This window comes from Tsukamurella paurometabola, assembly GCF_900631615.1.
In the GTDB taxonomy this organism is placed as follows: Bacteria; Actinomycetota; Actinomycetes; order Mycobacteriales; family Mycobacteriaceae; genus Tsukamurella; species Tsukamurella paurometabola_A.
Genome location: NZ_LR131273.1, coordinates 1,717,757 through 1,738,386, shown reverse-complemented (window position 1 = coordinate 1,738,386; position 20,630 = coordinate 1,717,757). Strand labels below are relative to the sequence as shown.

The following is a 20,630-nucleotide window of genomic DNA, read 5'->3' as shown; positions in this document are numbered from 1 at the left end:
GATCAGGCGAAGGCGGTCACCAGGATCACGACGGCGCACACCGCGACGATGACGCCGCCCACCGCGGTCACGATCCGCCGCATCCGCGCCGTCGACCGCGCCCGCAGCACCGCACCCAGGCCGATGAGCACGAGATTCCACCCGAGCGAGGCGAATCCGACGCCGATCGCGAACGCCGTCGCCACCGGCGGCCGGTGCAGCCCCTCCCCCAGTCCGACGGCGATGGCGCCGAAATACACCAGCGGGAACGGATTCACGGCGGTCAGCCCGAAGAACATCGCGAACCGTGCCCACCCCGCGCCGGAACCGGCGTGCCGCGCACCGTCGGACTCCTCCGCGACGGGCCGGAACGCCGTGCGCACCATGAGCGCGGCGACCACGAGCAGGAGGACGCCGCCGACGGCGGCCGGCCACCGCCCCCACTGCGCGACCAGCGGCGCCAGGACCGAGCCGGCAGCCAGGGCCAGCACGGCGAAGATCAGGTCCGCGGTGCCGACGCCCGCGGCAGCGGGGACGGCGCGCCGCCACCCGCGGGCGGCGCCCTCGTGCAACAGCATCACGCCGACGGCGCCCAGCGGGAGAACCGCACCGAGGCCCGCGAGGATGCCCGCGCCGAACGCGGCCGCCAGCGCCGCGGGGTCCACCGGCTAGCCCAGGGAGGCGAGGGCGCGGACCAACTGATCCACGTCGTACGGGGTCGAATAGGGAGCCAGGCCGACGGTGACCGCGCCCCCGTACTCGGGGACGCCCAGGCCGGCGAAGTAGCGGCTCGGCACGTTCGACAGGGCGCACACGCCGTTGTCGGCAAGGCGTTTGGCGGCCTTGGCCGCCGGCACACCCGGCATCGTGAAGGAGACGGTGGGCACCCGCCGTTCGGCACGACCGATGATCGCCACCTGCGGCGCGGAGGCCAGAGAGTTGAGCAAGTAGAACAGGAGCCGCTGCTGGTACTGGCGCAGCCCGAACATCGACTGCTCCAGCCGGTCCCGGCGCGTGCCGACCGACGACTCGTCGAGTCCCGCGAGGTGATCGATCGAGGCGATGAACCCCGCGAGCATGGCGTACTGGTGCTCGCCGAGCTCGAAACGCTCCGGCCCCGTCAGACTGCGGTCGGGATTCACGGCCCGGAGCCGGCCGAAGATCGACGGATCCCGGAAAGCCATCGCGGCCACCTGCGGGCCGCCCCAGCGGTTGGCGCTGACCAGCAGCACATCCGCGCCGAGCCGCTCGATGTCGAGCAGCTCGTACGGTGCGGCGCTCGTGGCATCCACCACCAGCAGGGCGCCCACGCGGTGCGCCGCCTGCGCGGCCGCGGCGACATCGATGACGGTGCCGATGGTCGACGAGGCGTACGGCACGGCGATCACGGACGTGCTCGGCCCGGCCAGCTCCTCGAACTGCCACGCCGGGACCTCGCCGGTCTCGATATCGGCCTCGACCCACCGGACCCGTCCCCCGCCGCGGTCGGCGACCCGCAACCACGGCGACTGGTTCGCGTCGTCGTCCAGACGGCACAGCACGATCTCCGAGCCGAGCCCCAGGCGCGCACTCAGCGACTCCGCGAGGGAGTTGATCAGCTGTTCGCGGCTCGGCCCGAGCACGACCCCCTCGGGCTTGCCGTTCACCAGGTCCGCGACGGCGACCCGCGCGGCCTGCACGATCGACCGCGTATGTGCAGCTGCAGCGTAAACGCCGTAGGGGTTGCTCACGAACCCGCGGAAGGCGTTCGCCACCGCTGAGGACACCGCACCGGGGATCTGCGCCCCGGCCTGCGGATCGAAGTGGATCCACCCGTCCCCCAGGGCAGGGTAGAGCCCCCGGACGCGGGCGACGTCGAATGCGGATACCGCAACCGCAGTCGATGCCCGGCCGGGTGCATCCTGGCCTTCGGAGAACGTGTTCACTGGGACGCAGATTACACCGCCGGGCTGACGACGCCGTGGCCCGCCCGCGGGGGACTGCCAGAATGGTGGTATGAGCGATCGCAACGAGGTGGAGATCATTCCCGCAGGGTCCGGTACCGGCGCCGCCGACGGGGCGGACGAACCCGACAACGCCGCGGAGGAGTTGCACGGCATGGTCGAACAGCCCGCGAAGGTGATGCGAATCGGCACGATGATCAAGCAGCTCCTGGAGGAGGTGCGGGCCGCGCCGCTCGATGAGGCGAGCCGCGCCCGGCTCAAGGAGATCCATCGGACGTCGATCAAGGAACTCGAGGACGGCCTCTCGCCCGATCTGCAGGCCGAGCTGGAGCGCCTCGCGTTGCCGTTCACCGACGATTCGACGCCGTCCGACGCGGAGCTGCGGATCGCGCAGGCCCAGCTGGTCGGCTGGCTGGAGGGCCTCTTCCACGGCATTCAGACGGCGCTGTTCGCGCAGCAGATGGCGGCCCGAGCCCAGCTCGAACAGATGCGGCAGGGCGCCCTCCCGCCGTCGATGTCGCCGGGACCGGAATCGCAGACCGGTCACGGGCAGTACCTGTGACGGTGCCGGCGGCCGGCTTCGCGCGCACCGCCGTGGGGCGCCCGGAGCGCACCCGCTCGACGTGCGCCGGGCGCACCGTCGGTGCGGGTACCCTGGCCTACCGTGCCCGTCGATAGCCCCAACGCCGCCCAACCGGCGCCCCTCGTCTCGGACTCGCGCACCTTCTCGCGCGCGGTCCGCGACCTGGTCGACGGCGCCACCGTGCACCGCGAGCTCTGGCTCGAGCTCGGCTGGCAGGACATCAAGCAGCGCTATCGCCGGTCGGTGATCGGCCCGTTCTGGATCACGATCGCCACCGGCGTGACCGCCAGCGCGCTCGCCCTGCTGTGGTCGACGCTGCTCGGGGCCGATGTGAAGACGCTCCTGCCGCAGCTCACCGTCGGCTTCGTGCTGTGGGCCTTCATCCAGAGCTCGATCATCGACGGTGCCGAGGTCTTCATCGCCAACGAGGGCTTGATCAAACAGTTGCCGGCGCCGCTGTCGGTGCACGTCTACCGCCTGGTGTGGCGGCACATGCTGTTCCTCGCCCACAACATGATCATCGTCGTGGTGGTGCTGGCGATCTTCCCGCCGCAACAGTGGTCGTGGACACAGCTGAGCCTGATCCCGGCGTTCGGCATGCTGGCCGTCACCGGCGTCTGGGTATCGATGTTCTTCGGCATCCTCGCCACCCGGTTCCGCGACATCGCACCGCTGCTCACCGCGTTGACGCAGCTGCTCTTCTACATCACGCCGGTGGTGTGGACCCTCGACACGGTTCCCGGCGGCAACAGCGAGCGCGCCCAGCTGGTCAAGCTGAACCCGCTCTACCACTACCTGGAGATGGTGCGCGGCCCGCTCACCGGCAAGCCCTTCGATCCCCAGCACTGGTACGTGGTGATCGGCTGCACGATCGTCGGCCTGGGGCTGACGCTGGTGCTGATGAAGCAGTACCGTTCCCGAGTCGCGTATTGGGTGTGAGATGAGCGTTTCCATTCGGACGCAGGACGCCTGCGTCGACTTCCCCGTGTTCGACGCCAAATCGCGCTCGATCAAGCGCGCCGTGATGGGTTCCGCCGGCGGCAAGGTGATGGCCGACGACAACGTGGTCGTCGTCGAGGCGCTGCGCAACATCACCATGAGCCTCAACGAGGGCGACCGCGTGGGCCTCGTCGGCCACAACGGTGCCGGCAAGTCCACGCTGCTGCGGCTGCTCGCCGGGATCTACGAGCCCACGCGCGGCTCGGCGCTGGTGAAGGGCCGGGTCGCGCCCGTCTTCGACCTCGGCGTGGGCATGGATCCCGAGATCTCGGGACTGGAGAACATCATCATCCGCGGCCTCTTCCTGGGACAGACGCGGAAGTCGATGCAGCGCAAGCTCGACGACATCGCCGAGTTCACCGAGCTCGGCGACTACCTGTCCATGCCGCTGCGCACCTACTCCACGGGCATGCGCGTGCGGATCGCACTCGGCGTGGTCACCTCGATCGATCCCGAGATCCTCCTCCTCGACGAGGGCATCGGCGCGGTCGACGCCGAGTTCATGAGGAAGGCCCGCAAGCGCCTGGCGGCCCTGGTCGAACGCTCCGGCATCCTCGTGTTCGCCTCGCACTCGAACGAGTTCCTCGCGCAGCTCTGTGACCGTGCCATGTGGATCGACCACGGCGAGATCCGCCAGGAGGGCGGAATCGAGGAGGTCGTGACCGCCTACGAGGGTCCCGACGCCGGCGCCCAGGTCCGCAAGGTCCTCGACATGCTCGAGGCCGAGGATGACTGACGGGACCGGGCCGACGGTGCCCGATCGTGCGCCCGACGGTGCCGGCACCGTCATCGCCGTCGTCGTCACCCACGACCGGGCGGGCCTGCTCGCGAAGTCCCTCGACGTGCTCAGCTCGCAGGAGCGCCCCGTCGACCACCTGATCGTGGTCGACAACGCGGCCCAGGACGAGGTGCGCCTGCTGGTCGAATCACAGCCCGTCGCCACGACCTACCTGCCCTCGCGGTTCAACCTGGGCGGCGCCGGCGGCTTCGCCCTCGGCATGCTGCACGCCCTCGCGCTGGGCGCCGACTGGATCTGGCTCGCCGACGACGACGGCCGGCCCGAGGGCCCTCAGGTCCTCGGCACACTGCTGGGCTGCGCGGAGCGGCACGGCCTCGCCGAGGTCTCGCCCGTGGTCGCGACCATCGACGATCCCGAGACGCTCGCCTTCCCGCTGCGCCGCGGCCTGGTCTGGCGGCGCAAGCGGTCGGAGCTCGTCGATCCCGCGGCACCGTCGGACGACGTGCTCCTCGGCATCGCCTCCCTCTTCAACGGCGCACTCTTCCGCAAGGACACGGTCGCGGCCGTCGGCGTGCCGGACCTGCGGCTGTTCATCCGCGGTGACGAGGTGGAGGTGCACCGCCGCCTGGTCCGCTCCGGACTGCCCTTCGGCACCTGCCTGACCACCGCGTACCTGCACCCGAACGGCGCCGACGAGTTCCGGCCCATCCTCGGCGGGCGCATGCACACCCAGTACCCGGACAACGAGACCAAGCGCTTCTTCACCTACCGCAACCGCGGCTACCTGCAGTCCCAGCCCGGGATGCGGAAGCTGATCCCCCAGGAGTGGGCGAGGTTCGGTTGGTTCTTCCTGGTGCAGCGGCGCGACGTGGCGGGTTTCCGCGAGTGGCTGCGACTGCGGAAGCTGGGCCGCGACGAGCGGTTCACCCGACCCTGAACCACTGCGACGACCACGCTTATTGAAGGGGGCTCAACAGAGCGCCCGGCGTGCCTCTATCATCGTCGTCATGGGAACGAGCCTGGTCTCCGATCTTCTTCCGCAGGGCCACGCCCTGCTGCGCATGCTCCAGCGCCGGGTCGTGGACCCGACACGCCCCGACGTGGCGCTGCGCGCGCTCGGCTACAACCGGCAGTACGGCCCGCAGGCCGCGCTGGTGATCAAGGGCGCCGCCGAGAACCCGGACCGCATCGCGATCGTCGACGAACGCGGCACCCTCACCTACGCGCAGTACGAGGCGCAGTCGAACGCCCTGGCCCGCGGCCTGCGCGCGTCGGGCCTCAAGTCCGGCGACGTCATCGCCGTCCTCGCCCGCGACCACCGCGGCCTGCTGCTCATCATCAGCGCCGCCGCCCGCGCCGGCATGCGCCTGGCCATGATGAACACCGGCTTCGCCAAGCCCCAGTTCGCCGAGGTCTGCGAGCGCGAGAAGGTGCAGGCCGTGTTCCACGACAGCGAGTTCACCTCGCTTCTCGACGCGCTGCCCGACGACATGCCGCAGTACCTGACCTGGGTCGACGATGCCGACGAGGTGCCCCAGGGCGCGAAGACCATCGACCAGCTCATCCTGGGGCGCGACGCCAAGCGCGTCCCGCCGCCGGAGAAGCAGGGCGGCTTCATCATCCTGACGTCGGGCACCACCGGGCTGCCGAAGGGCGCGACCCGCAGCAAGGTGCCCTCGCTCGCGACCGCGATGCTCGTCGATCGCATCCCCTTCCAGCGCCGCGGCACCGTGGTCATCGCCTCGCCGATCTTCCACTCCACCGGCTTCGCCATGTGGTCGGCCGGCATGTCCGTCGGCTGTACCACCGTGACGATGCGCCGGTTCGATCCGGAGAACACCCTCAAGCTGATCGCGGACAACCGCGCCGACATGCTGGTCGCGGTCCCCACGATGCTCACCCGCATGCTGAGCCTGCCTGCGGAGACCCTCGCGAAGTACGACACCAGCTGCCTGAAGTCCGTGGTCGTGGCCGGTTCCGCGGTCTCCCCCGAGCTGTCGGAGAAGTTCCAGGACGTGTTCGGCGACGTGCTCTACAACGTGTACGGCTCGACCGAGGTCGCGGTCGCCACCGTCGCGCAGCCGAAGGACCTCCGCACGGCGCCCGGCACGGTCGGGAAGCCGCCGGTGCTCACGACGGTCCGCCTGTACGACGAGAACGATCGGCTGGTCGAGGGCGTGGGCAAGCGGGGCCGCGTCTTCGTGCGCGCCGGCGCGCCCTTCGAGGGCTACAGCGACGGCCGCACCAAGCAGATCATCGACGGCCACCTCTCGTCGGGCGACATGGGCCACTGGGACGAGCACGGCCTGCTGCACATCGACGGTCGTGACGACGACATGATCGTCTCGGGCGGCGAGAACGTCTACCCGCTCGAGGTGGAGAACCTGCTGGTCACCCGCGACGACGTGGTGGAGGCCGCGGTGATCGGCGTGCCGGATCCCGAGTTCGGCCAGCGCCTGCGGGCCTTCGTCGTGATCGATGGCGGCGCCCCCTCCGACGAGGAGGCTCTCGTCAAGGAGCTCAAGGAGTTCGTGCGCGGCAACCTGGCCCGGTTCAAGGTCCCGCGCGACGTGGTCTTCCTCGACACGCTGCCCCGCAACCCCACGGGCAAGATCGTCCGCCGGGAGCTCCCGAAGGACTGACGTACGACGTGTTCGGCCCCGGATCCGCAGGAAGCGGGCCCGGGGCCGAACGCGTGTTCAGGAAGCGGTCACCAGGCCGGGAACAGCGGGCCGGTGAGGCCCAGCGGCACCGACTGGGTGACGTTGACGAAGTAGAACAGGATCAGCGCGCCGCCGATGAGGGCGAGGTTCTTGTTGAACGAGATCATCTCGGTCTGCTTGGCCTCGGGATCCACGGCCTTCCAGAAGTCGTGCATCATCAGCGTGACGGGCAGCAGGAACAGCACGAGCAGCAGCGCGCCCAGGTCGATCCACACGCCCAGGATCAGCGACAGGCCGCCGAGCAGCGCGACGACACCGCTGCCGACCACGGCCAGCTTGGCGGCGGGCACCTTCTTGGCGGCGGCGTACTGCGCCATCCCGTCGGCGGCGGTGAAGTGTCCGACGGCCGACATGACGAACAGGACCGCGAGCAGGATGCGGCCGATCAGGAAAACGACGTCCATGGTGAAGCTCCTCGTTCGAGGCGGCGCACCCTGCGCCGCGACACGGGAACTATAACCGGACCTCGGTCCGAATAATTCCGGCGGCGCTGTGGTGCGCGTCACGCCCTCGCGCGGGTGGTCCCCCAGACGACCGCCGCCAGCGCGAGCAACGGCAGCCCGATCGCCACCGACGTGCTCACGGCCGACCGCAGGTGCAGCGCCTCCACCACCACGGAGTACAGGGCGCCCGCCCCCATCTGGACGAAGAAGAACAACCCGGCGCCGACGCCCTGCGCCTTCAGGTCCAGCTCCAGCAACCCGGCCTGCGCGAACGGGATCGCCGCACCGACGCCGAGGAAGCCGACGGCGAGCGGGAGCACCACGGCGGCCGCCGTCGGGACCCCGGTCGCCGCCAGGAGGATCAGGGTGGCGGCGCCGATCGCCGAGCCGATCGTGCACAGCCGCACCGCGATCCGTGCGACGGCCGCCCGCCGGATCACGACGCTGCCGGCGATGTAGCCGAGTGCCGGAACGATGAGCAGCAGCCCGTACTGGATCTCGGTCGCCCCGTGCAGCCCCTGCAGGATGAACGCCGACTGCTCGATGAACAGGAAGTACCCCATCCACGCCAGTGAGATCACCACCGCGTGCCGATGGAATCCCCTGCGCGCGAACGCCTCCGCGATGCCGCGGCCGATGGCGCGCGGCGTCGGTGCGACGGGCGTCGACGGGGCGGCCGTCGGTACGAGACGCAGGAACGCGAGGGCCAGCACCAACCCGACCGCGGCGAGGCCGAGGAAGAGCGCACGCCAGGGCGCCACCTGCACGAGCGCCGACCCCAGGAAGGGCGAGAGGGCGGGCGTCGCGGCGATCACGATCGACAGCGAGGTGAGCAGGTGCATCCGCGCGTCGGTCGGATACCGGCGCTGGATCACCAAGCGGCACAGCACCGTCGCCGACGTTCCACCGACCGCCTGCACGAACCGCGCGACGCCGAGCACCGCCACCGTCGGCGCCCCCGCCGCGAGCACGCCGCCCAGCGCGAACAGCACGAGGCCCAGCGCCTGCAGGGCGCGGGCGTCGAACCGGTCCGCGAGCACGCCCGCGGCGAACATCGAGACCGCGTACCCCGCCATGTAGCAGGAGAGGGTGAGTTGCACGGCCGAGATGGAGGTGTGCAGGTCGAGCGCCATCTGCGGCGTCGACGGGTTGAGCAGGCTCAGCCCGAGCTGCGGCGCCGTGACCGCCACCAGCAGCATGATCGTGGTCCAGCGGCCCGGCGCGCTCACGACGGCTTCCTGTCGCTCCGCGACCGCACTCGCCTCAGCCACCGGACACCGCCACCTGCACCGGATCCGCTTGCGGCACCGCCGGATGCACCCGCTCGGCGATCGACCGCGCCACCGCGCGGGCGCGGCGGCGGATCTTCGCGATGCTGCTGATGTAGTAGAGATCGCCCGAGGCGATCTCGCCGAGTGCGTACAGCCCCGGCACCGATGCGCCGTCGCGGCCGACGATCGCGTTGTCGTCCACGTTGATCCGCAGTCCACCGTAGGGATTGCGCCGCGCGGTCCCCGCGTAGACGAGCGAGGAGACCAGGCTGGCGGCCGCGCCCGACGGCGCCCCGGCCGGCGTCCGGGTCGCGTTGACCACGTGCTGGACCGCCTCGTCGCCGTCGGCGCTGCTCACCACCAGCCCGGAGGCCGACGGCGCCACGTCGCGCACGCCGTGCCGGACGGTCAGCGCACCGTCGACCACCATGTCCCCGAGCACCTGCGCGCTCCGGGCGGGCAGGGGGTTGGCGAGCGCCTGGAAGGGCGCGTGCACCGTCGCGACCATGGCCGACCGCGCCGAGCGGGTCATCGCCGACCACAGGTCGTTGGCGTAGTACTGGGCCACGCAGATCACGAGCCGCTGCACCTCCGGCGCGATCGACGCCGGACGCCCGGAGAAGCCCGCCAGCCGGGGCCCGGCGGGCTCGGCGATCGCGCGGAACGCGGCCCGTACCTCGGACCGGCGCAGTCCCTCGCCCACGGCGAGGTAGTCGACGATGTTCACCACGTCCTCCCACTCGAGGCCGCCGTGCCGCAGGCGCACGCGCCGGATGAGCGCGCCCACATCGGGATCGAAGTCGAGCGGCTCGAGGTCGCTGCGCACGTCGGGCAGGATGCCCTGGCGCGAGGCCATCAGCAGGTGGCCGCCCCAGCCGCGGGAGCGCACGGCCAGCGCGACGTCGATCGCGCTGAGGCCGGTGCCGATCACGGCGGCGGAGTCGCCGGCGAGAACGGTCGGCAGCCACTCGTCGACCGGGTACGGGTCCTGCGTGTAGTGCTCGGTGCCCTCGAGCCGGTACGGATCCGCGGGCGGGCTCGAGCCCAGCGCGAGTACGACGACGTCGTGCCGGTAGGTCTCCGGGGCGAACCCGGGGCGGTGCACGACGAGCCGCCAGAGATCGCCCTCCCGCGCCGCGTCGGTGACGCGTCCGGTGATCCTGGTGAGCGAGTCGCCGAACTCGACCGCGCGGGCCTGCGTGCACTGCCGCAGGTAGCGGCCGTACGCCCAGCGCGGGACGAAGCTGTGTCCGCCGTCGACGAGGAGCTCCGGCTCGTTCGCCCGGCACCAGTCGACGAACTCGTCGGGCTGCTCCGCGGAGATCGACATCGCGAACGCCTGCCGGTTCAGCAGGGCCGAATCGGACTCCTCCGCGTACGCCCGGCCCGGGCCGATGACCCGGTCGGCGTAGACGGAGACGGACAGATCGTCGCTCACGGGCAGCTGCCGCAGCAGGCTCACGGCCGCGGCACCCCCTCCGACGATCCCGACTGACACCACGACGCTCTCCCCTCGATCGTTACCTGTGCGTAATGATCGTCTCGACGCCCGCGCCGCGGGGCAACCCCGGAAATGTCACACCGGACAAGGGTGGACACGACCGACAAAGTCGTATATGCGCCTAACGAAACGTCGCGCGGCCCCGGCTCACCAGTAGGTGTGCCGCGTCCGCGGGAGCGGCTGCGGGTCCGGCCCCTCCGCGGGCGGCGGCTGCACCAGGTGCACCACCTGGAGGATGTGGAACTGTTCCTGGTGCACCACCGCGAGGCCGCCGTAGTCGAGCGAGACCTGCATGTCGGTGCCCATGAACTGGAACGGCCGAAAGGTCCACCACAGGTTCCCGTTCTCCTGCCGGAAGTCGTCCTCGGCGCGATCGGCGTCGGTGAGCACCCAGGCGGCGGTGCACTCGTCGGCCGCCCACGACGCCCACTGATTGACGCCCTTCTCCTTGTCCCAGAGCTTGCCCTCCTCGCGACGGTCACCGTCGTTGCCCATGTCGTGCAGGCCGTCGAACATCCCGGGCAGGCCGTCGTGCGCGATCCGCAGTGAGGGCCACGCCCAGCTCGGCTGCACCTGGAAGAAGACGCAGTCCCCGGGGCGCGCGTTGTCGCGGATGTAGCGGGCGGCGTAGCTGAAATCGCTGCCGCCCGGCTTCGACAGCGGGCTGTGCTGCCACAGGTAGCCGGGAATCGCCGTCACCGCGAGCACCACGAGCAGCGCCGCGCCGGCGACCCGCGGGCGGGGCAGCAGCCGCGCCACCGTCGTGACCGCGGCGGCGAGGACGAGCACCACGCCGGGCACCGTGAAGCTCACGTACCGCCCGACGTAGGACGGGACCACCGGCGAGACCAGCAGGATCGCCGCGAGCGGCACCAGGGCGCCGGCCAGGCCGTAGCGGAGCACCGAGGCCAGGTCCGTGGGGGACATGCCCGACGGTGCCGCATCTGCCGGTCCACCGTCCCTCGCCCGCGCGGATCCGATGCCGCGCCGCCACCACAGCAGCGCGGCGACGGCGATCACGAGCCACGCCGCCACCGCGAACGCCGTCGAGTGGTCGAACCACTGATCGACCAGGACGTTCTGGAAGATCCGCCACCCCGGCCAACGCAGCCACGCCACCTGATCGCGCTGCGTGGCGGCGAGGATCACGACGGGGCTCGCGAGGACGACCGCGGCCGCGGAGGCGATCGCTGCCGGCCGCAGGACGGCCCGGGTGCGGGTGCGCTCGTCCGCGAGGAACACCACCGCGACCGCGAGCACGAGTGTCGCGGAGTAGAGGAAGAGCACCGTGGCCAGCAGCAGCGCCGCACCGTATGCGAGCCAGGCCCGGGTGAGCGGGTCGCCTCGACGTCCGCTCGCCGTGCCGGCCGCCACGGCCGACGATGCCGCCCGGTGCGCGGCGATCAGCACGAGTGCCGCGGACGCGATCACCCAGGAGTAGGAGCGCGCCTCGACGCCCGACCAGGTGAGTCGCGGCAGGACCAGCGTGATCACCCCGGCGACCAGGGCGAAGGTCTCGCCGCCGAGACGCCGCGCGAGGACGTAGCAGGCCGCGGTGGCCGCGCCGACGCCGAGCGCGGAGAACGCCCGCAGCGCGGTCTCGTCGACTCCGAAGGCGAGGGAGAAGGTACGAACGCCCCAGTAGTAGAGGCCGTGCACCGCGTCGATGTTCGTCAGCAGGTGCCAGAGTTCGCCGGGCGAGCGGTCGACGGCGGAGCCGGTGGCGAGCTCGTCGAACCAGACGGACGGCCGCCCGCCGTGCCACAGCGACAGGAGGACGCCGAGGAGCGCGAGGACCCCGGGGACGAGCAGTGTTCGCCGCGGCCGCAGTGCCGGGGCCATCACATCAGCTTGAAGATCACCGTGCGCTGGACGATGAAGTTGACGACGGTCGCGGTGCCCTGGGCGATCACGAAGGCGATCGAGCGGACGACGTACTCGGAGGCGCCGTCCCCCGAGGGCGGGAACATCGCGAGGATGCCCAGGTAGAGCCCCGTCTGCACCCCGTACATCGTCACGTACAGGGCCCACACCGCGACGAGGCGCTTGGTGCTCGGCTCGGCCTGGAACGTCCACCGCCGGTTGAGGACGTAGGCGGTCGTGGTGCCGCAGATGAAGCCCACCGTCTTCGCGACGAAGTCGCTCGTACCGAAGCCCATGGTGAGGATCAGGGTGATCCCCAGGTCGACGACCGCCGAGAACGCGCCGGTCAGCACGAACCGGATCAGCTGCGTCTTCAGATCGAGGTGTTCCCGATCAGCGGCTTCGGAGGTGGTCACGAGGTCACAGCGTACCGATGGATCCTTCGTTATTCGAATACGTCGTCGTCGGCGGCCGCCGCGGCCTCCCGGCGGCGCTCGGCTCGGGCCGCGCGGAGGACCGCGACACCCGCGATGCCCGCCCCGACCAGTCCGCCGACCGCGGCACCCGCGATGGTGCTCGGGTCGCGGTCCAGTTGGAGCGAGAGCCACACCGCGAGGTAGGGGATCACGATCGCCGCGGTCACCGCCTTGCGCTTCGGGGTGAGGAAGGCGCGCGAGATCGATGCCACCGGGACGTCGTGCCTGCTGCAGTAGCGGTACGCCGCCAACTGCGTCGCGAGCAGCAGGAGCAACACGGCCACCGCGGTGATCCGGGCGCCCTCCGCCGCCGCGATCAGGGACGCCACGAGCGCCGCCGGCGCCGCCCAGTAGTAGCCCACGGACATCGCCCGGTAGTACTCCTCGCGATTGCGCTCGTCGCCCCACGCGGGGTCCGACGGGGCGAGGATGAAGTCCTCGATGCGACTCTCAGCCGACATGATCGTCCTCCTTCAGGGGAAACAGATGCTCGACCGTGGTGTCGAGCGCCCGGGCGAGCTTCAGCGCCAGGTAGACGCTGGGGGCGTAGTCACCCTTCTCCACCGAGACCACGGTCTGCCGGCTCACGCCGACCGCGCCGGCCAGTTCAGCCTGGGTGATCCGCTGCGCGCGGCGCCGCGCCCGCACCGGGTTCTCGTCGTCATCCACACGCAGAGTCAAGCATTCTTGACATTGTGTGTCAAGCATTCTTGTCACACCGTCGTCCATACCGCCATGCATGGGCGGAATCGGTCTCAGTTCTGCCCGATTCCGGGCAGAAAATTGACATGGCACCGTCGCGCCCGGAAGATCGAGTCGTGCCGGACAGCGAGCTCGTGGATCACATCGCGCGGACCACGGGGCTCACGGCCACCGAGGCCGTGCGTGTCATCGACGACGTCACGGCCTACTACCGGGAACCCATCGAGGAGTTCGTCCGCCGCCGTCACCGCGACCTGCAGGGCCGCGGGGCCAAGAACGCGGAGATCTTCGCGACCCTCGCCGACGAGTTGAGCAGCCGGCTCGTCGCCGCACCCGATCTCACCGAGCGGCAGCTGCGCCGCCTCATCTACAGCTAGGAGCCGCCCCGAAATGTGCGGAATCGTCGGATACATCGGTGGCCAGACGGCCGTGGACATCCTCGTCGACGGGCTCACCCAGCTCGAGTACCGCGGGTACGACTCCGCGGGCATCGCGGTGCTCGGCCCGTCGGGCGCGAAGCGCGTCCGCAGCGTCGGCCGTGTGCGCGATCTGGAGGCCGCGCTGCCGAAGCGGCTCGCCGGGAAGACCGGCATCGGGCACACCCGGTGGGCGACGCACGGCGCGCCGTCCGAGGAGAACGCGCACCCCCACACGGATGCATCGGAGCGGATCTTCGTGGTGCACAACGGCATCATCGACAACGCCCGCGACCTGCGCATCGAGCTCGAGGCTGAGGGCGTCGAGCTGACCTCCGACACCGACACCGAGGCGGTCGCGCACCTCATCGCCCGCAGCGACGCCGAGACCCTCGAGGACGCGGTCCGCCAGACCCTGCACCGGCTCAGCGGCACCTACGCCCTGGCCGTGCTGGACACCGCGCACCCCGACCGGATCGTCGTGGCCCGCAACGGCTCTCCGCTCATCATCGGTGTCGGCGACAAGGAGATGTTCGTCGCCTCCGACATCTCCGCCGTCGTGCGGCACACCAGCCAGGTCGTGCACCTCGACGACGGCGAGTGCGCCACCGTGACCGCCTCCGGTTTCCGGATGTTCAGCGCCGACGACGCCCGCGCCGTCGCGAAGTCCGCGACCACCGTGGACATCTCGCCCGACGACCTGGAGCTGGGCAACCACAGCCACTTCATGCTCAAGGAGATCGCGGAGCAGCCGAGTTCGCTCGAGCGCATGCTCTCCGGACGGCTCGACGAGCGCTTCGCCACCGCACGCCTCGACGGCCTGAACCTGGACGCGCAGGCCATGCGCCGGTTCAAGCGCGTCAAGATCCTCGGCTGCGGCAGCGCCTACTACATGGGCCAGCTGGGCGCGTCCCTCATCGAGGAGCTCGCCCGCATCCCCGCGGATGCGGAGCCCGCGAGCGAGTTCCGCTACCGCAACCCGATCATCGAGCCCGACACCCTCTACGTCGCGGTGAGCCAGTCCGGCGAGACCGCGGACACCGCGTTCGCCGTGCAGGAGGTCAAGCGCAAGGGCGGCACCATCGTCGGCCTGGTCAACGTGGTCGGCTCGACCATCGCACGCGAGGTCTCCGGCGGCATCTACCTGCACGCCGGCCCCGAGGTCTCCGTGGCCTCCACCAAGGCCAACACCCATATGGCGGTCGGCTTCGCGTTGCTCGCCCTCGCCCTGGGCCGCGTGCGCGACCTGTCGATCACCGACGGTACGCGGATCGTCAAGGGCCTCAAGGCCCTGCCGGCACAGATCGAGGAGATCATCAGCTCCCCCGGCGACGTCGAGGACGCCGCGAAGCTGCTGGCCGAGGCGCCCAGCCTGTTCTACATCGGCCGCGTGCGCGGCTACCCGACCGCCCGCGAGGGCGCGCAGAAGTTCAAGGAGATCAGCTACCGCCACGCCGAGGCGTACCAGGCGTCCGAGCTCAAGCACGGCCCGCTCGCGCTGATCAGCCCGGAGATGCCGACCGTCGCCATCGTCCCGGACGACGAGCTGCTCGATCGCAACGTCGGTGCGCTGCACGAGATCGCGGCCCGCGGCGGCGACATCGTGGCGATCACCAACCCGGGCGTCGAGCTGCCCGAGGCCAAGGTGACGCTCACGGTGCCGAAGAACGAGCCCGAGCTCGACCCGATCCTGCTGATGATCCCGACCCAGCTACTGGCCTACTACGCGGCCCTGAGCCTGGGCCTCAACATCGACCGGCCCCGCAACCTCGCGAAGTCGGTCACCGTCGAGTAGCCCACCGTCCGCTGCCGCACCCTGCGGACTCTCGGAGACGAACACGACATTCTCGGTCACCGCAGCGCGGGACGTGCGGAAGTGATTGACCGGGTCCGAGAGGTCGGGGTATCCAAAGCCGATCGTCGCAATCACGCGGCGCGTCCGGTCTATTCCGAAGTGCCGGTGAAGAAACGGCGAGTACGCGGCCGGCGCCGCCTGAGGCGCCGCCGCGACGCCGCGGGCCTGCGCCGCGAGCAGGAAGGTCGAGAGGTAGAGCCCGCAGTCGAGAACCCCGTACGTCCCCAGCTCGACCGGGCTGGTCATCACGGCGACGTGCGGGGCGTCGAAGAACGAGAAGTTGCGAAGGAACTGCTGCGCGCGGCCGCCGTGATCGTTCCGGTCCACGCCGAGACTGGCGTACAACGCGTGACCGCACTCACGGCGGCGCTCGCCGTACAGTCCCGGGTAGCCGACCGGGAACTCGATGTCCGGTTCGACGTCCCCGCCGTCGGCCAGGTGTGCAGCCAGTTCTGCACGGAGCCTGCTCGTGGCCGCGGCGTTCGTCACCCACATCCCCCAGGGCTGCGTGTTCGACCACGACGGCGTCCGCTGCGCCGCCCTCAGGAGGGATTCGATGATCTCGAACGGGACTTCCTTGTCAGGAAGGAACTTCCTACACGTCCACCGCCCATCCAGGAGGTCGTCGAGCGGGTGGACTTCCACTGTGCGGGGCATCAAGCCCTCCGATCAGTTGGTCTCGTTTTGAGACCAAAAGCTAGCAGGGTTCACCACCGAAGGGAAGACCTCGCCGCCGTTACGCCGTCATGCCCGGTCCAGCCTCCGGGATCACGTCCCGTGCCGTCAGGGCCACCCCGCACTCACTGCAGGTCAAAAGGGCGTGTGCCTCGCCACCGCAGTCAGCGTGGCGGTAGTGCACCGGCGGGCCGTCCGGCGCCATGTACTCATCGCCCCAGTCCTTGATCGCCATGAGGATCGGGTAGAGAGCAACGCCCTTCGGCGTGAGCCGGTACTCGTCGTGAGCGCCGTGCGCGCTGGGTTGCTTCACAAGGATTCCGTGCTCGATGAGGCGCGTCAGGCGGTCCTGCAGTCGGCTCTTCGAGATCGACAGCGACTCCTCGAAGGCACTGAACCTGCGCACCCCCGCGAACGCCGTCTTGAGCACGAGCAGCGTCCACCTATCACCGAGCACGACGAGGGGCCGCGTGATCGAACACGGAAGATCGCCGAGCTCTTCGTACCTCACCGCCCCGATTCTACGACGTGAACCGCGGGCACCGCATGTGCCGAAGGGGCGTCAGTCCCGCTTCGGCCCCACCCAGACCTGCTGGGCGTTGACGAACTCATGAATGCCGGCGCGGCCCAGCTCGCGGCCGTAGCCGGAGCGCTTGATGCCGCCGCTCGGCAGGCGCGGGTCGGTCTTGACGATGCCGTTGACGCTGACCTGCCCGGCCTCCAGATCCCGTGCGAGGCCCTCGCCGCGCGCGGCGTCGGTCCAGACGCTCGCGGCGAGGCCGTACGGCGTGGCGTTCGCGAGGTCGACGGCGTGGTCGGCGTCGACTGCCGTCATCACCGCGGCGACGGGACCGAAGGTCTCCTCCGCGCACGCCGCCATCCCCGGGCGCACCCCGGTGAGCAGCGTGGGCGGGTAGTAGAACCCCGGGCCGTCGGGCAGCGTCCCGCCGAGGAGGCAGGTGGCGCCGGCCGCGACGGTCTCCGTGACCTGCCGGTGCAGGTTGTCCCGAAGGTCCGCCCGCGCGATCGGACCGACCTGCGTGTCATCCCGCCGGGGGTCGTCCATCCGCAGGGCGGCGAGCCGCGCGCGCAGCGCCTCCACGAGGTCGTCGTGCACGGACCGCTCGACGATGATCCGCTTGGCGGCGATGCACGACTGGCCGGCGTTGATGATCCGAGACAGGGCGAGCACCTCCGCGGCGGCCTCGATATCCGCATCCGCCAACACGATCGACGGGTCCGAGCCGCCCAGCTCCAGCACCGCGGGCTTGATCTCCGACGCCGCGACCGACGCCACCGCGGCACCGCCGCGATCGGAGCCGGTGAACGAGACCGCGCGGATCCGCCGGTCGCGGATCACTCCCGCCACGTCGGGCGTCGCCACCGGCAGGGAGGCGAAGACCCCGTCGGGCGCCCCGACCGCGCGGAACGCCCCGGCGATCGCAGCGGCGCAGCCGGGAACGTGGGGATCGTGCTTCATGACGGCGGTGTTGCCCGCCATCAGCGCCGGCGCACAGAACCGGAAGGCCAGCCAGAAGGGGGCGTTCCACGGCAGCACGCCGAGCACCGGCCCCAGGGGGAGGTACTGGACGTAGCTGGACGTGGCGTCGGATTCGACGTACTCGGTGGCCAGGTACTGCTCGCCGTGATCGGCGTAGTGCTCGGCCGCCCAGGCGGCCTTGACCACCTCTCCGCGCGCCTCGGTGATGGGCTTGCCCATCTCCTCGGTCATCACGTACGCGTAGTCCTCGATGCCGCGGCGCAACTCCGCCCCGACGGCACGCAGCAGCTTCGCGCGCTCATCGAAACCCGCGCGGCGCCACTCCCCGTAGGCGGACTCCGCGCGCTCGAGCACGGTCTCGATCTCCGCCGGGCCGGCGGCCGGTACCTCGCGGACGGTCTCCCCCGTCGAGGGGTCGATCGCGGTCAGCATCACGGTCATGGCAGTACCTCCGTCTCCGTCGTCTCCTGCTGCGGCGCATCGTCGAGCGCGGCGCCGTTCACCCCGGCCACGGCCGGGGTCCCGGCGCCGTCGTGCACGGTGAAGTCCTCCTCGAGTGTGAAGAACGACTCGCAGCCGTCGTCGGTGATCCGGATGGTGTCCGAGATGCCCACGGTCTTATCGCCGTCGACACCCCACATCCACGGGATCACGTGGAACGTCATCCCCGGCTCCAGCGCGGTGAAGTCGCCGGGGTTGAGGCTGAGGATGTACCCCTCGTCCCACGACGGCGGGAAGGCGATGCCGATGGAGTAGCCCGACCGGGTGACCAGACGCGCACCGACGGTGTTGTCGGAGATGATCCGCCGGACGAGGGAGTCGGCGTCGGAGACCGTCATCCCGGGACGCATGAGCGCCTTCAGCTCGGACAGAGCGAGTTTCATGCGCTCCTGCGCCTCGTACATGGTCGGCGAGAGCTCGCCGTTGACCGCCGTGCGCATGAGGGCGGCGTGGTAGCGGCGGTAGCACCCGCCCACCTCGAGGAAGACGTGCTCGCCGGGCTCGATCGTGCGCCCCTCCCACGTCGCGTGGCCGATCATCGACCGCGGCCCCGACGCGACGTACGGCATGACGGCGGGGAACTCGCCGCCGGCACGGAACATGGCGGCGCTGATCGCCGCCGCCACGTCGTTCTCCGTGTTGCCGGGAACCGCGGCCTCCAGCCCGGCCGCCATGCCGGCCTCCGCGGCGCGGGCGGCCCTGCGCATCACCGCGATCTCGGCGTCGGACTTGGTCGCGCGGCCCGCTTCCACGATGCCGAAGCAGTCCATGAGCACACCCTGCTGGAAGGACGTGTGCACGCGGTCCTGCTGGTAGGCCGGGAAGAAGTAGCTGTTGCGCTCGTAGCCCACGCGTTTCGTTCCGAGTCCGCCCTCCTTGAGGGTGAGCACCAGCTCCTGGATGGCGTCGCCGGTGTCGGGGTAGGGCCGAGTGCGTTCCACCCAGGTCCGCGCGATCACGTTGGACTCCTCCATCGCGCGGGTGATCATCACCGGCTCGTCGTCGAGGGGCACCACCAGCGCCTGGAAGAAGGAGTAGCCGGTGGTCTGGTAGTCGGTGAGGTACATCAGGTTCTCGGGATCGGTGATGACCACCGCATCCAGGCCGCGCTTGTCCATCCGCTCCCGCAGCTCGGTCAGCCGCCGCTCGTACTCCGCGGGCGGGAAGGTCATGTCGTCGCGCCGCCTCATCGCGCCACCTCCGTCACGGCCCGCTCGAGGATGTCCAGCCCGGCGACGAGATCCTCGTCGGGGATCGTCAGCGGCGGAATCAACTTCAGCACCCGGCCGCCGCTGCCACAGGGTCCGATGAGCAGGCCGGCGTCGAAACTGGCCGACTGCACGGCCTTGGCGAACGCCCCGTCGCCCGTGTCGAGCGCCTGCATCATGCCCTTCCCGCGGACCTCCCAGTCACGATCCGGGTGGGCCGCGGCGATCGCCGCGAGCCGCTCGCGCATCGTCTCCCCCTTGGCCGCGACGGCGGTCATCAACTCGTCGTCGGCGAAGTAGTCCAGGGCGACGGTGCCCGCGACCATCGACAGGCCCTGTCCGCGGAACGTGCCGGTGTGCGCGCCCGGCGACCAGTGCGCGTCGACCGCGGGTTTGTTGAGGTTCATGGCGATCGGCGTGCCGTAGCCGCCGAGCCCCTTGGCGAGGGTGATGACGTCGGGATCGAGGCCGTAACCGTCGAAGCTGAAATAGCTTCCGGTCCGCCCGCACCCGGCCTGGATGTCGTCGATGATGAACAGGGCGCCGGTCTCCCGGGCGAGATCCTGCACAGCGTGCAGCCACTCCGCACTCGCGACGTTGACGCCACCCTCGGCCTGCACCGCCTCCACGAGAAAGGCAGCGGGCGGAGTGTGCCCGCTGGACGGATCCGCCAGGGCGGCCGCGTAATCCGAGAGTGCGGTCTTGCCGCCGGGCGCCGTCTCGAAGGGGAGCCGCACCACGTCGCGCAACGGCACTCCCGCCCACTGCCGGAATGCCTGGTTGGCCGTGGCGGCGAGCGCCCCGAGCGTCATGCCGTGGAAGCCGTGGCTGAACGCCACCACCTCGCGGCGCCCGGTGGCGAGGCGGGCCAGTTTGAGCGCCGCCTCCACCGCATTGGTGCCGGTGGGGCCGGTGAACTGCATGCGGTGGTCCATGCCGCGGGGCGCGAGGATCACGTCGTGGAACCGGGTGAGGAAATCACGTTTGGTGGTGGTGTAGGTGTCCAGGCTGTGCGCCACGCCGTCGGCCTCGAGGAAGTCGATCATGGCGCGCTTCATGTTCGGGTTGTTGTGCCCGAAGTTGAGGACGCCCGCGCCCGCGAAGAAGTCGATGTAGCTCTTCCCCGCCTCGTCCACCTGGCGGGCGTTGGACGCGGACGCGAAGACCGTGGGGAAGTTCCGGCAGTAGCCGCGGACTTCCGATTCCCAGTTCTCGAAGGCGGCAGTATCCATGCGAATCCCTTTCGTTCCGT

The 20,630-nt window shown here is 70.5% G+C and carries 21 protein-coding genes; 7 read left to right on the top strand and 14 right to left on the bottom strand.

Annotated features, from left to right (window positions below; genetic code table 11):
* Window positions 1–2 precede the first annotated feature (2 nt).
* Together ELY19_RS08570 and ELY19_RS08565 are read right to left on the bottom strand one after the other, a co-directional pair.
* Window positions 3–644 (bottom strand): LysE family translocator, encoded by a 642-nt coding sequence (locus tag ELY19_RS08570; protein WP_126195818.1) that lies wholly within the window; start codon window positions 642–644, stop codon window positions 3–5.
* A 3-nt stretch (window positions 645–647) separates the two neighbouring features.
* Complete coding sequence (locus ELY19_RS08565) at window positions 648–1,802, bottom strand: cysteine desulfurase-like protein (RefSeq protein ID WP_232015623.1); 1,155 nt, start codon at window positions 1,800–1,802, stop codon at window positions 648–650.
* A gap of 172 nt (window positions 1,803–1,974) precedes the next feature.
* On the opposite strand from ELY19_RS08565, the gene ELY19_RS08560 reads away from it, so the two are divergent.
* From ELY19_RS08560 to ELY19_RS08540, 5 genes are all read left to right on the top strand, one after another.
* Entirely contained in the window at window positions 1,975–2,484 is a 510-nt protein-coding gene (locus tag ELY19_RS08560; protein ID WP_126195816.1) for a bacterial proteasome activator family protein, read from the top strand.
* Window positions 2,485–2,586: 102 nt separating this feature from the next.
* On the top strand, window positions 2,587–3,444 hold the full coding sequence (gene wzm, locus ELY19_RS08555) for a galactan export ABC transporter permease subunit Wzm/RfbD (RefSeq protein WP_126195815.1): 858 nt from the start codon (window positions 2,587–2,589) through the stop codon (window positions 3,442–3,444).
* A 1-nt stretch (window position 3,445) separates the two neighbouring features.
* Window positions 3,446–4,240, top strand: a complete 795-nt coding sequence (wzt, locus tag ELY19_RS08550) for a galactan export ABC transporter ATP-binding subunit Wzt/RfbE (RefSeq protein WP_126195814.1) — start codon at window positions 3,446–3,448, stop codon at window positions 4,238–4,240.
* Complete coding sequence (glfT1, locus tag ELY19_RS08545) at window positions 4,233–5,180, top strand: galactofuranosyltransferase GlfT1 (protein WP_126195813.1); 948 nt, start codon at window positions 4,233–4,235, stop codon at window positions 5,178–5,180. Before wzt ends, glfT1 begins: the two co-directional genes overlap by 8 nt.
* 70 nt (window positions 5,181–5,250) lie before the next feature.
* On the top strand, window positions 5,251–6,885 hold the full coding sequence (locus tag ELY19_RS08540; RefSeq protein WP_126195812.1) for an acyl-CoA synthetase: 1,635 nt from the start codon (window positions 5,251–5,253) through the stop codon (window positions 6,883–6,885).
* Between the two features lie 68 nt (window positions 6,886–6,953).
* Here the strand turns inward: ELY19_RS08540 and ELY19_RS08535 are convergent, their stop codons facing one another.
* The 7 genes from ELY19_RS08535 to ELY19_RS08505 all read right to left on the bottom strand — a co-directional run bounded on the left by ELY19_RS08535 (window position 6,954) and on the right by ELY19_RS08505 (window position 13,189).
* On the bottom strand, window positions 6,954–7,370 hold the full coding sequence (locus ELY19_RS08535) for a DoxX family membrane protein (protein WP_126195811.1): 417 nt from the start codon (window positions 7,368–7,370) through the stop codon (window positions 6,954–6,956).
* Window positions 7,371–7,468: 98 nt separating this feature from the next.
* Window positions 7,469–8,638 (bottom strand): MFS transporter, encoded by a 1,170-nt coding sequence (locus tag ELY19_RS08530; protein WP_126195810.1) that lies wholly within the window; start codon window positions 8,636–8,638, stop codon window positions 7,469–7,471.
* Window positions 8,639–8,672: 34 nt separating this feature from the next.
* The gene (locus tag ELY19_RS08525; RefSeq protein WP_126195809.1) at window positions 8,673–10,181 is read right to left on the bottom strand and encodes an FAD/NAD(P)-binding protein; all 1,509 of its coding nucleotides are present in this window, start codon (window positions 10,179–10,181) and stop codon (window positions 8,673–8,675) included.
* A 147-nt stretch (window positions 10,182–10,328) separates the two neighbouring features.
* Window positions 10,329–12,023 (bottom strand): glycosyltransferase family 39 protein, encoded by a 1,695-nt coding sequence (locus ELY19_RS08520; protein WP_126195808.1) that lies wholly within the window; start codon window positions 12,021–12,023, stop codon window positions 10,329–10,331.
* A complete protein-coding gene (locus ELY19_RS08515) occupies window positions 12,023–12,460 on the bottom strand; it encodes a GtrA family protein (protein WP_126195807.1) in 438 nt (145 codons plus the stop codon). The genes ELY19_RS08520 and ELY19_RS08515 overlap by 1 nt, the downstream gene beginning before the upstream one ends.
* Window positions 12,461–12,489: 29 nt before the next feature.
* The gene (locus ELY19_RS08510; RefSeq protein ID WP_126195806.1) at window positions 12,490–12,981 is read right to left on the bottom strand and encodes a hypothetical protein; all 492 of its coding nucleotides are present in this window, start codon (window positions 12,979–12,981) and stop codon (window positions 12,490–12,492) included.
* A complete protein-coding gene (locus tag ELY19_RS08505) occupies window positions 12,971–13,189 on the bottom strand; it encodes a helix-turn-helix transcriptional regulator (RefSeq protein ID WP_227966674.1) in 219 nt (72 codons plus the stop codon). The genes ELY19_RS08510 and ELY19_RS08505 overlap by 11 nt, the downstream gene beginning before the upstream one ends.
* 149 nt (window positions 13,190–13,338) lie before the next feature.
* On the opposite strand from ELY19_RS08505, the gene ELY19_RS08500 reads away from it, so the two are divergent.
* Complete coding sequence (locus ELY19_RS08500) at window positions 13,339–13,599, top strand: hypothetical protein (RefSeq protein WP_227966671.1); 261 nt, start codon at window positions 13,339–13,341, stop codon at window positions 13,597–13,599.
* Window positions 13,600–13,612: 13 nt separating this feature from the next.
* Complete coding sequence (gene glmS, locus ELY19_RS08495) at window positions 13,613–15,433, top strand: glutamine--fructose-6-phosphate transaminase (isomerizing) (protein WP_126195804.1); 1,821 nt, start codon at window positions 13,613–13,615, stop codon at window positions 15,431–15,433.
* Here the strand turns inward: glmS and ELY19_RS08490 are convergent.
* From ELY19_RS08490 to ELY19_RS08470, 5 genes are all read right to left on the bottom strand, one after another.
* On the bottom strand, window positions 15,350–16,150 hold the full coding sequence (locus ELY19_RS08490; protein ID WP_126195803.1) for a nitroreductase family protein: 801 nt from the start codon (window positions 16,148–16,150) through the stop codon (window positions 15,350–15,352). The genes glmS and ELY19_RS08490 overlap by 84 nt on opposite strands.
* 79 nt (window positions 16,151–16,229) lie before the next feature.
* Window positions 16,230–16,679, bottom strand: a complete 450-nt coding sequence (locus tag ELY19_RS08485) for a winged helix-turn-helix transcriptional regulator (protein ID WP_126195802.1) — start codon at window positions 16,677–16,679, stop codon at window positions 16,230–16,232.
* Between the two features lie 51 nt (window positions 16,680–16,730).
* On the bottom strand, window positions 16,731–18,110 hold the full coding sequence (locus ELY19_RS08480; protein WP_126195801.1) for an aldehyde dehydrogenase family protein: 1,380 nt from the start codon (window positions 18,108–18,110) through the stop codon (window positions 16,731–16,733).
* On the bottom strand, window positions 18,107–19,360 hold the full coding sequence (gene doeA / locus ELY19_RS08475) for an ectoine hydrolase (protein ID WP_126195800.1): 1,254 nt from the start codon (window positions 19,358–19,360) through the stop codon (window positions 18,107–18,109). Before doeA ends, ELY19_RS08480 begins: the two co-directional genes overlap by 4 nt.
* A complete protein-coding gene (locus ELY19_RS08470; RefSeq protein WP_126195799.1) occupies window positions 19,357–20,610 on the bottom strand; it encodes an aspartate aminotransferase family protein in 1,254 nt (417 codons plus the stop codon). Before ELY19_RS08470 ends, doeA begins: the two co-directional genes overlap by 4 nt.
* Window positions 20,611–20,630: the final 20 nt, after the last annotated feature.

What these genes read in the sequence shown, in the direction of transcription:
- wzt (WP_126195814.1), top strand. Translation starts at nt 3,446, where the DNA reads ATGAGCGTTTCCATTCGGACGCAGGACGCCTGCGTCGACTTCCCCGTG.
- ELY19_RS08510 (WP_126195806.1), bottom strand. Translation starts at nt 12,981, where the DNA reads ATGTCGGCTGAGAGTCGCATCGAGGACTTCATCCTCGCCCCGTCGGAC.
- ELY19_RS08540 (WP_126195812.1), top strand. Translation starts at nt 5,251, where the DNA reads ATGGGAACGAGCCTGGTCTCCGATCTTCTTCCGCAGGGCCACGCCCTG.
- ELY19_RS08560 (WP_126195816.1), top strand. Translation starts at nt 1,975, where the DNA reads ATGAGCGATCGCAACGAGGTGGAGATCATTCCCGCAGGGTCCGGTACC.
- ELY19_RS08480 (WP_126195801.1), bottom strand. Translation starts at nt 18,110, where the DNA reads ATGACCGTGATGCTGACCGCGATCGACCCCTCGACGGGGGAGACCGTC.
- ELY19_RS08535 (WP_126195811.1), bottom strand. Translation starts at nt 7,370, where the DNA reads ATGGACGTCGTTTTCCTGATCGGCCGCATCCTGCTCGCGGTCCTGTTC.
- glfT1 (WP_126195813.1), top strand. Translation starts at nt 4,233, where the DNA reads ATGACTGACGGGACCGGGCCGACGGTGCCCGATCGTGCGCCCGACGGT.
- ELY19_RS08520 (WP_126195808.1), bottom strand. Translation starts at nt 12,023, where the DNA reads ATGGCCCCGGCACTGCGGCCGCGGCGAACACTGCTCGTCCCCGGGGTC.
- glmS (WP_126195804.1), top strand. Translation starts at nt 13,613, where the DNA reads ATGTGCGGAATCGTCGGATACATCGGTGGCCAGACGGCCGTGGACATC.
- ELY19_RS08490 (WP_126195803.1), bottom strand. Translation starts at nt 16,150, where the DNA reads ATGCCCCGCACAGTGGAAGTCCACCCGCTCGACGACCTCCTGGATGGG.
- ELY19_RS08470 (WP_126195799.1), bottom strand. Translation starts at nt 20,610, where the DNA reads ATGGATACTGCCGCCTTCGAGAACTGGGAATCGGAAGTCCGCGGCTAC.
- doeA (WP_126195800.1), bottom strand. Translation starts at nt 19,360, where the DNA reads ATGAGGCGGCGCGACGACATGACCTTCCCGCCCGCGGAGTACGAGCGG.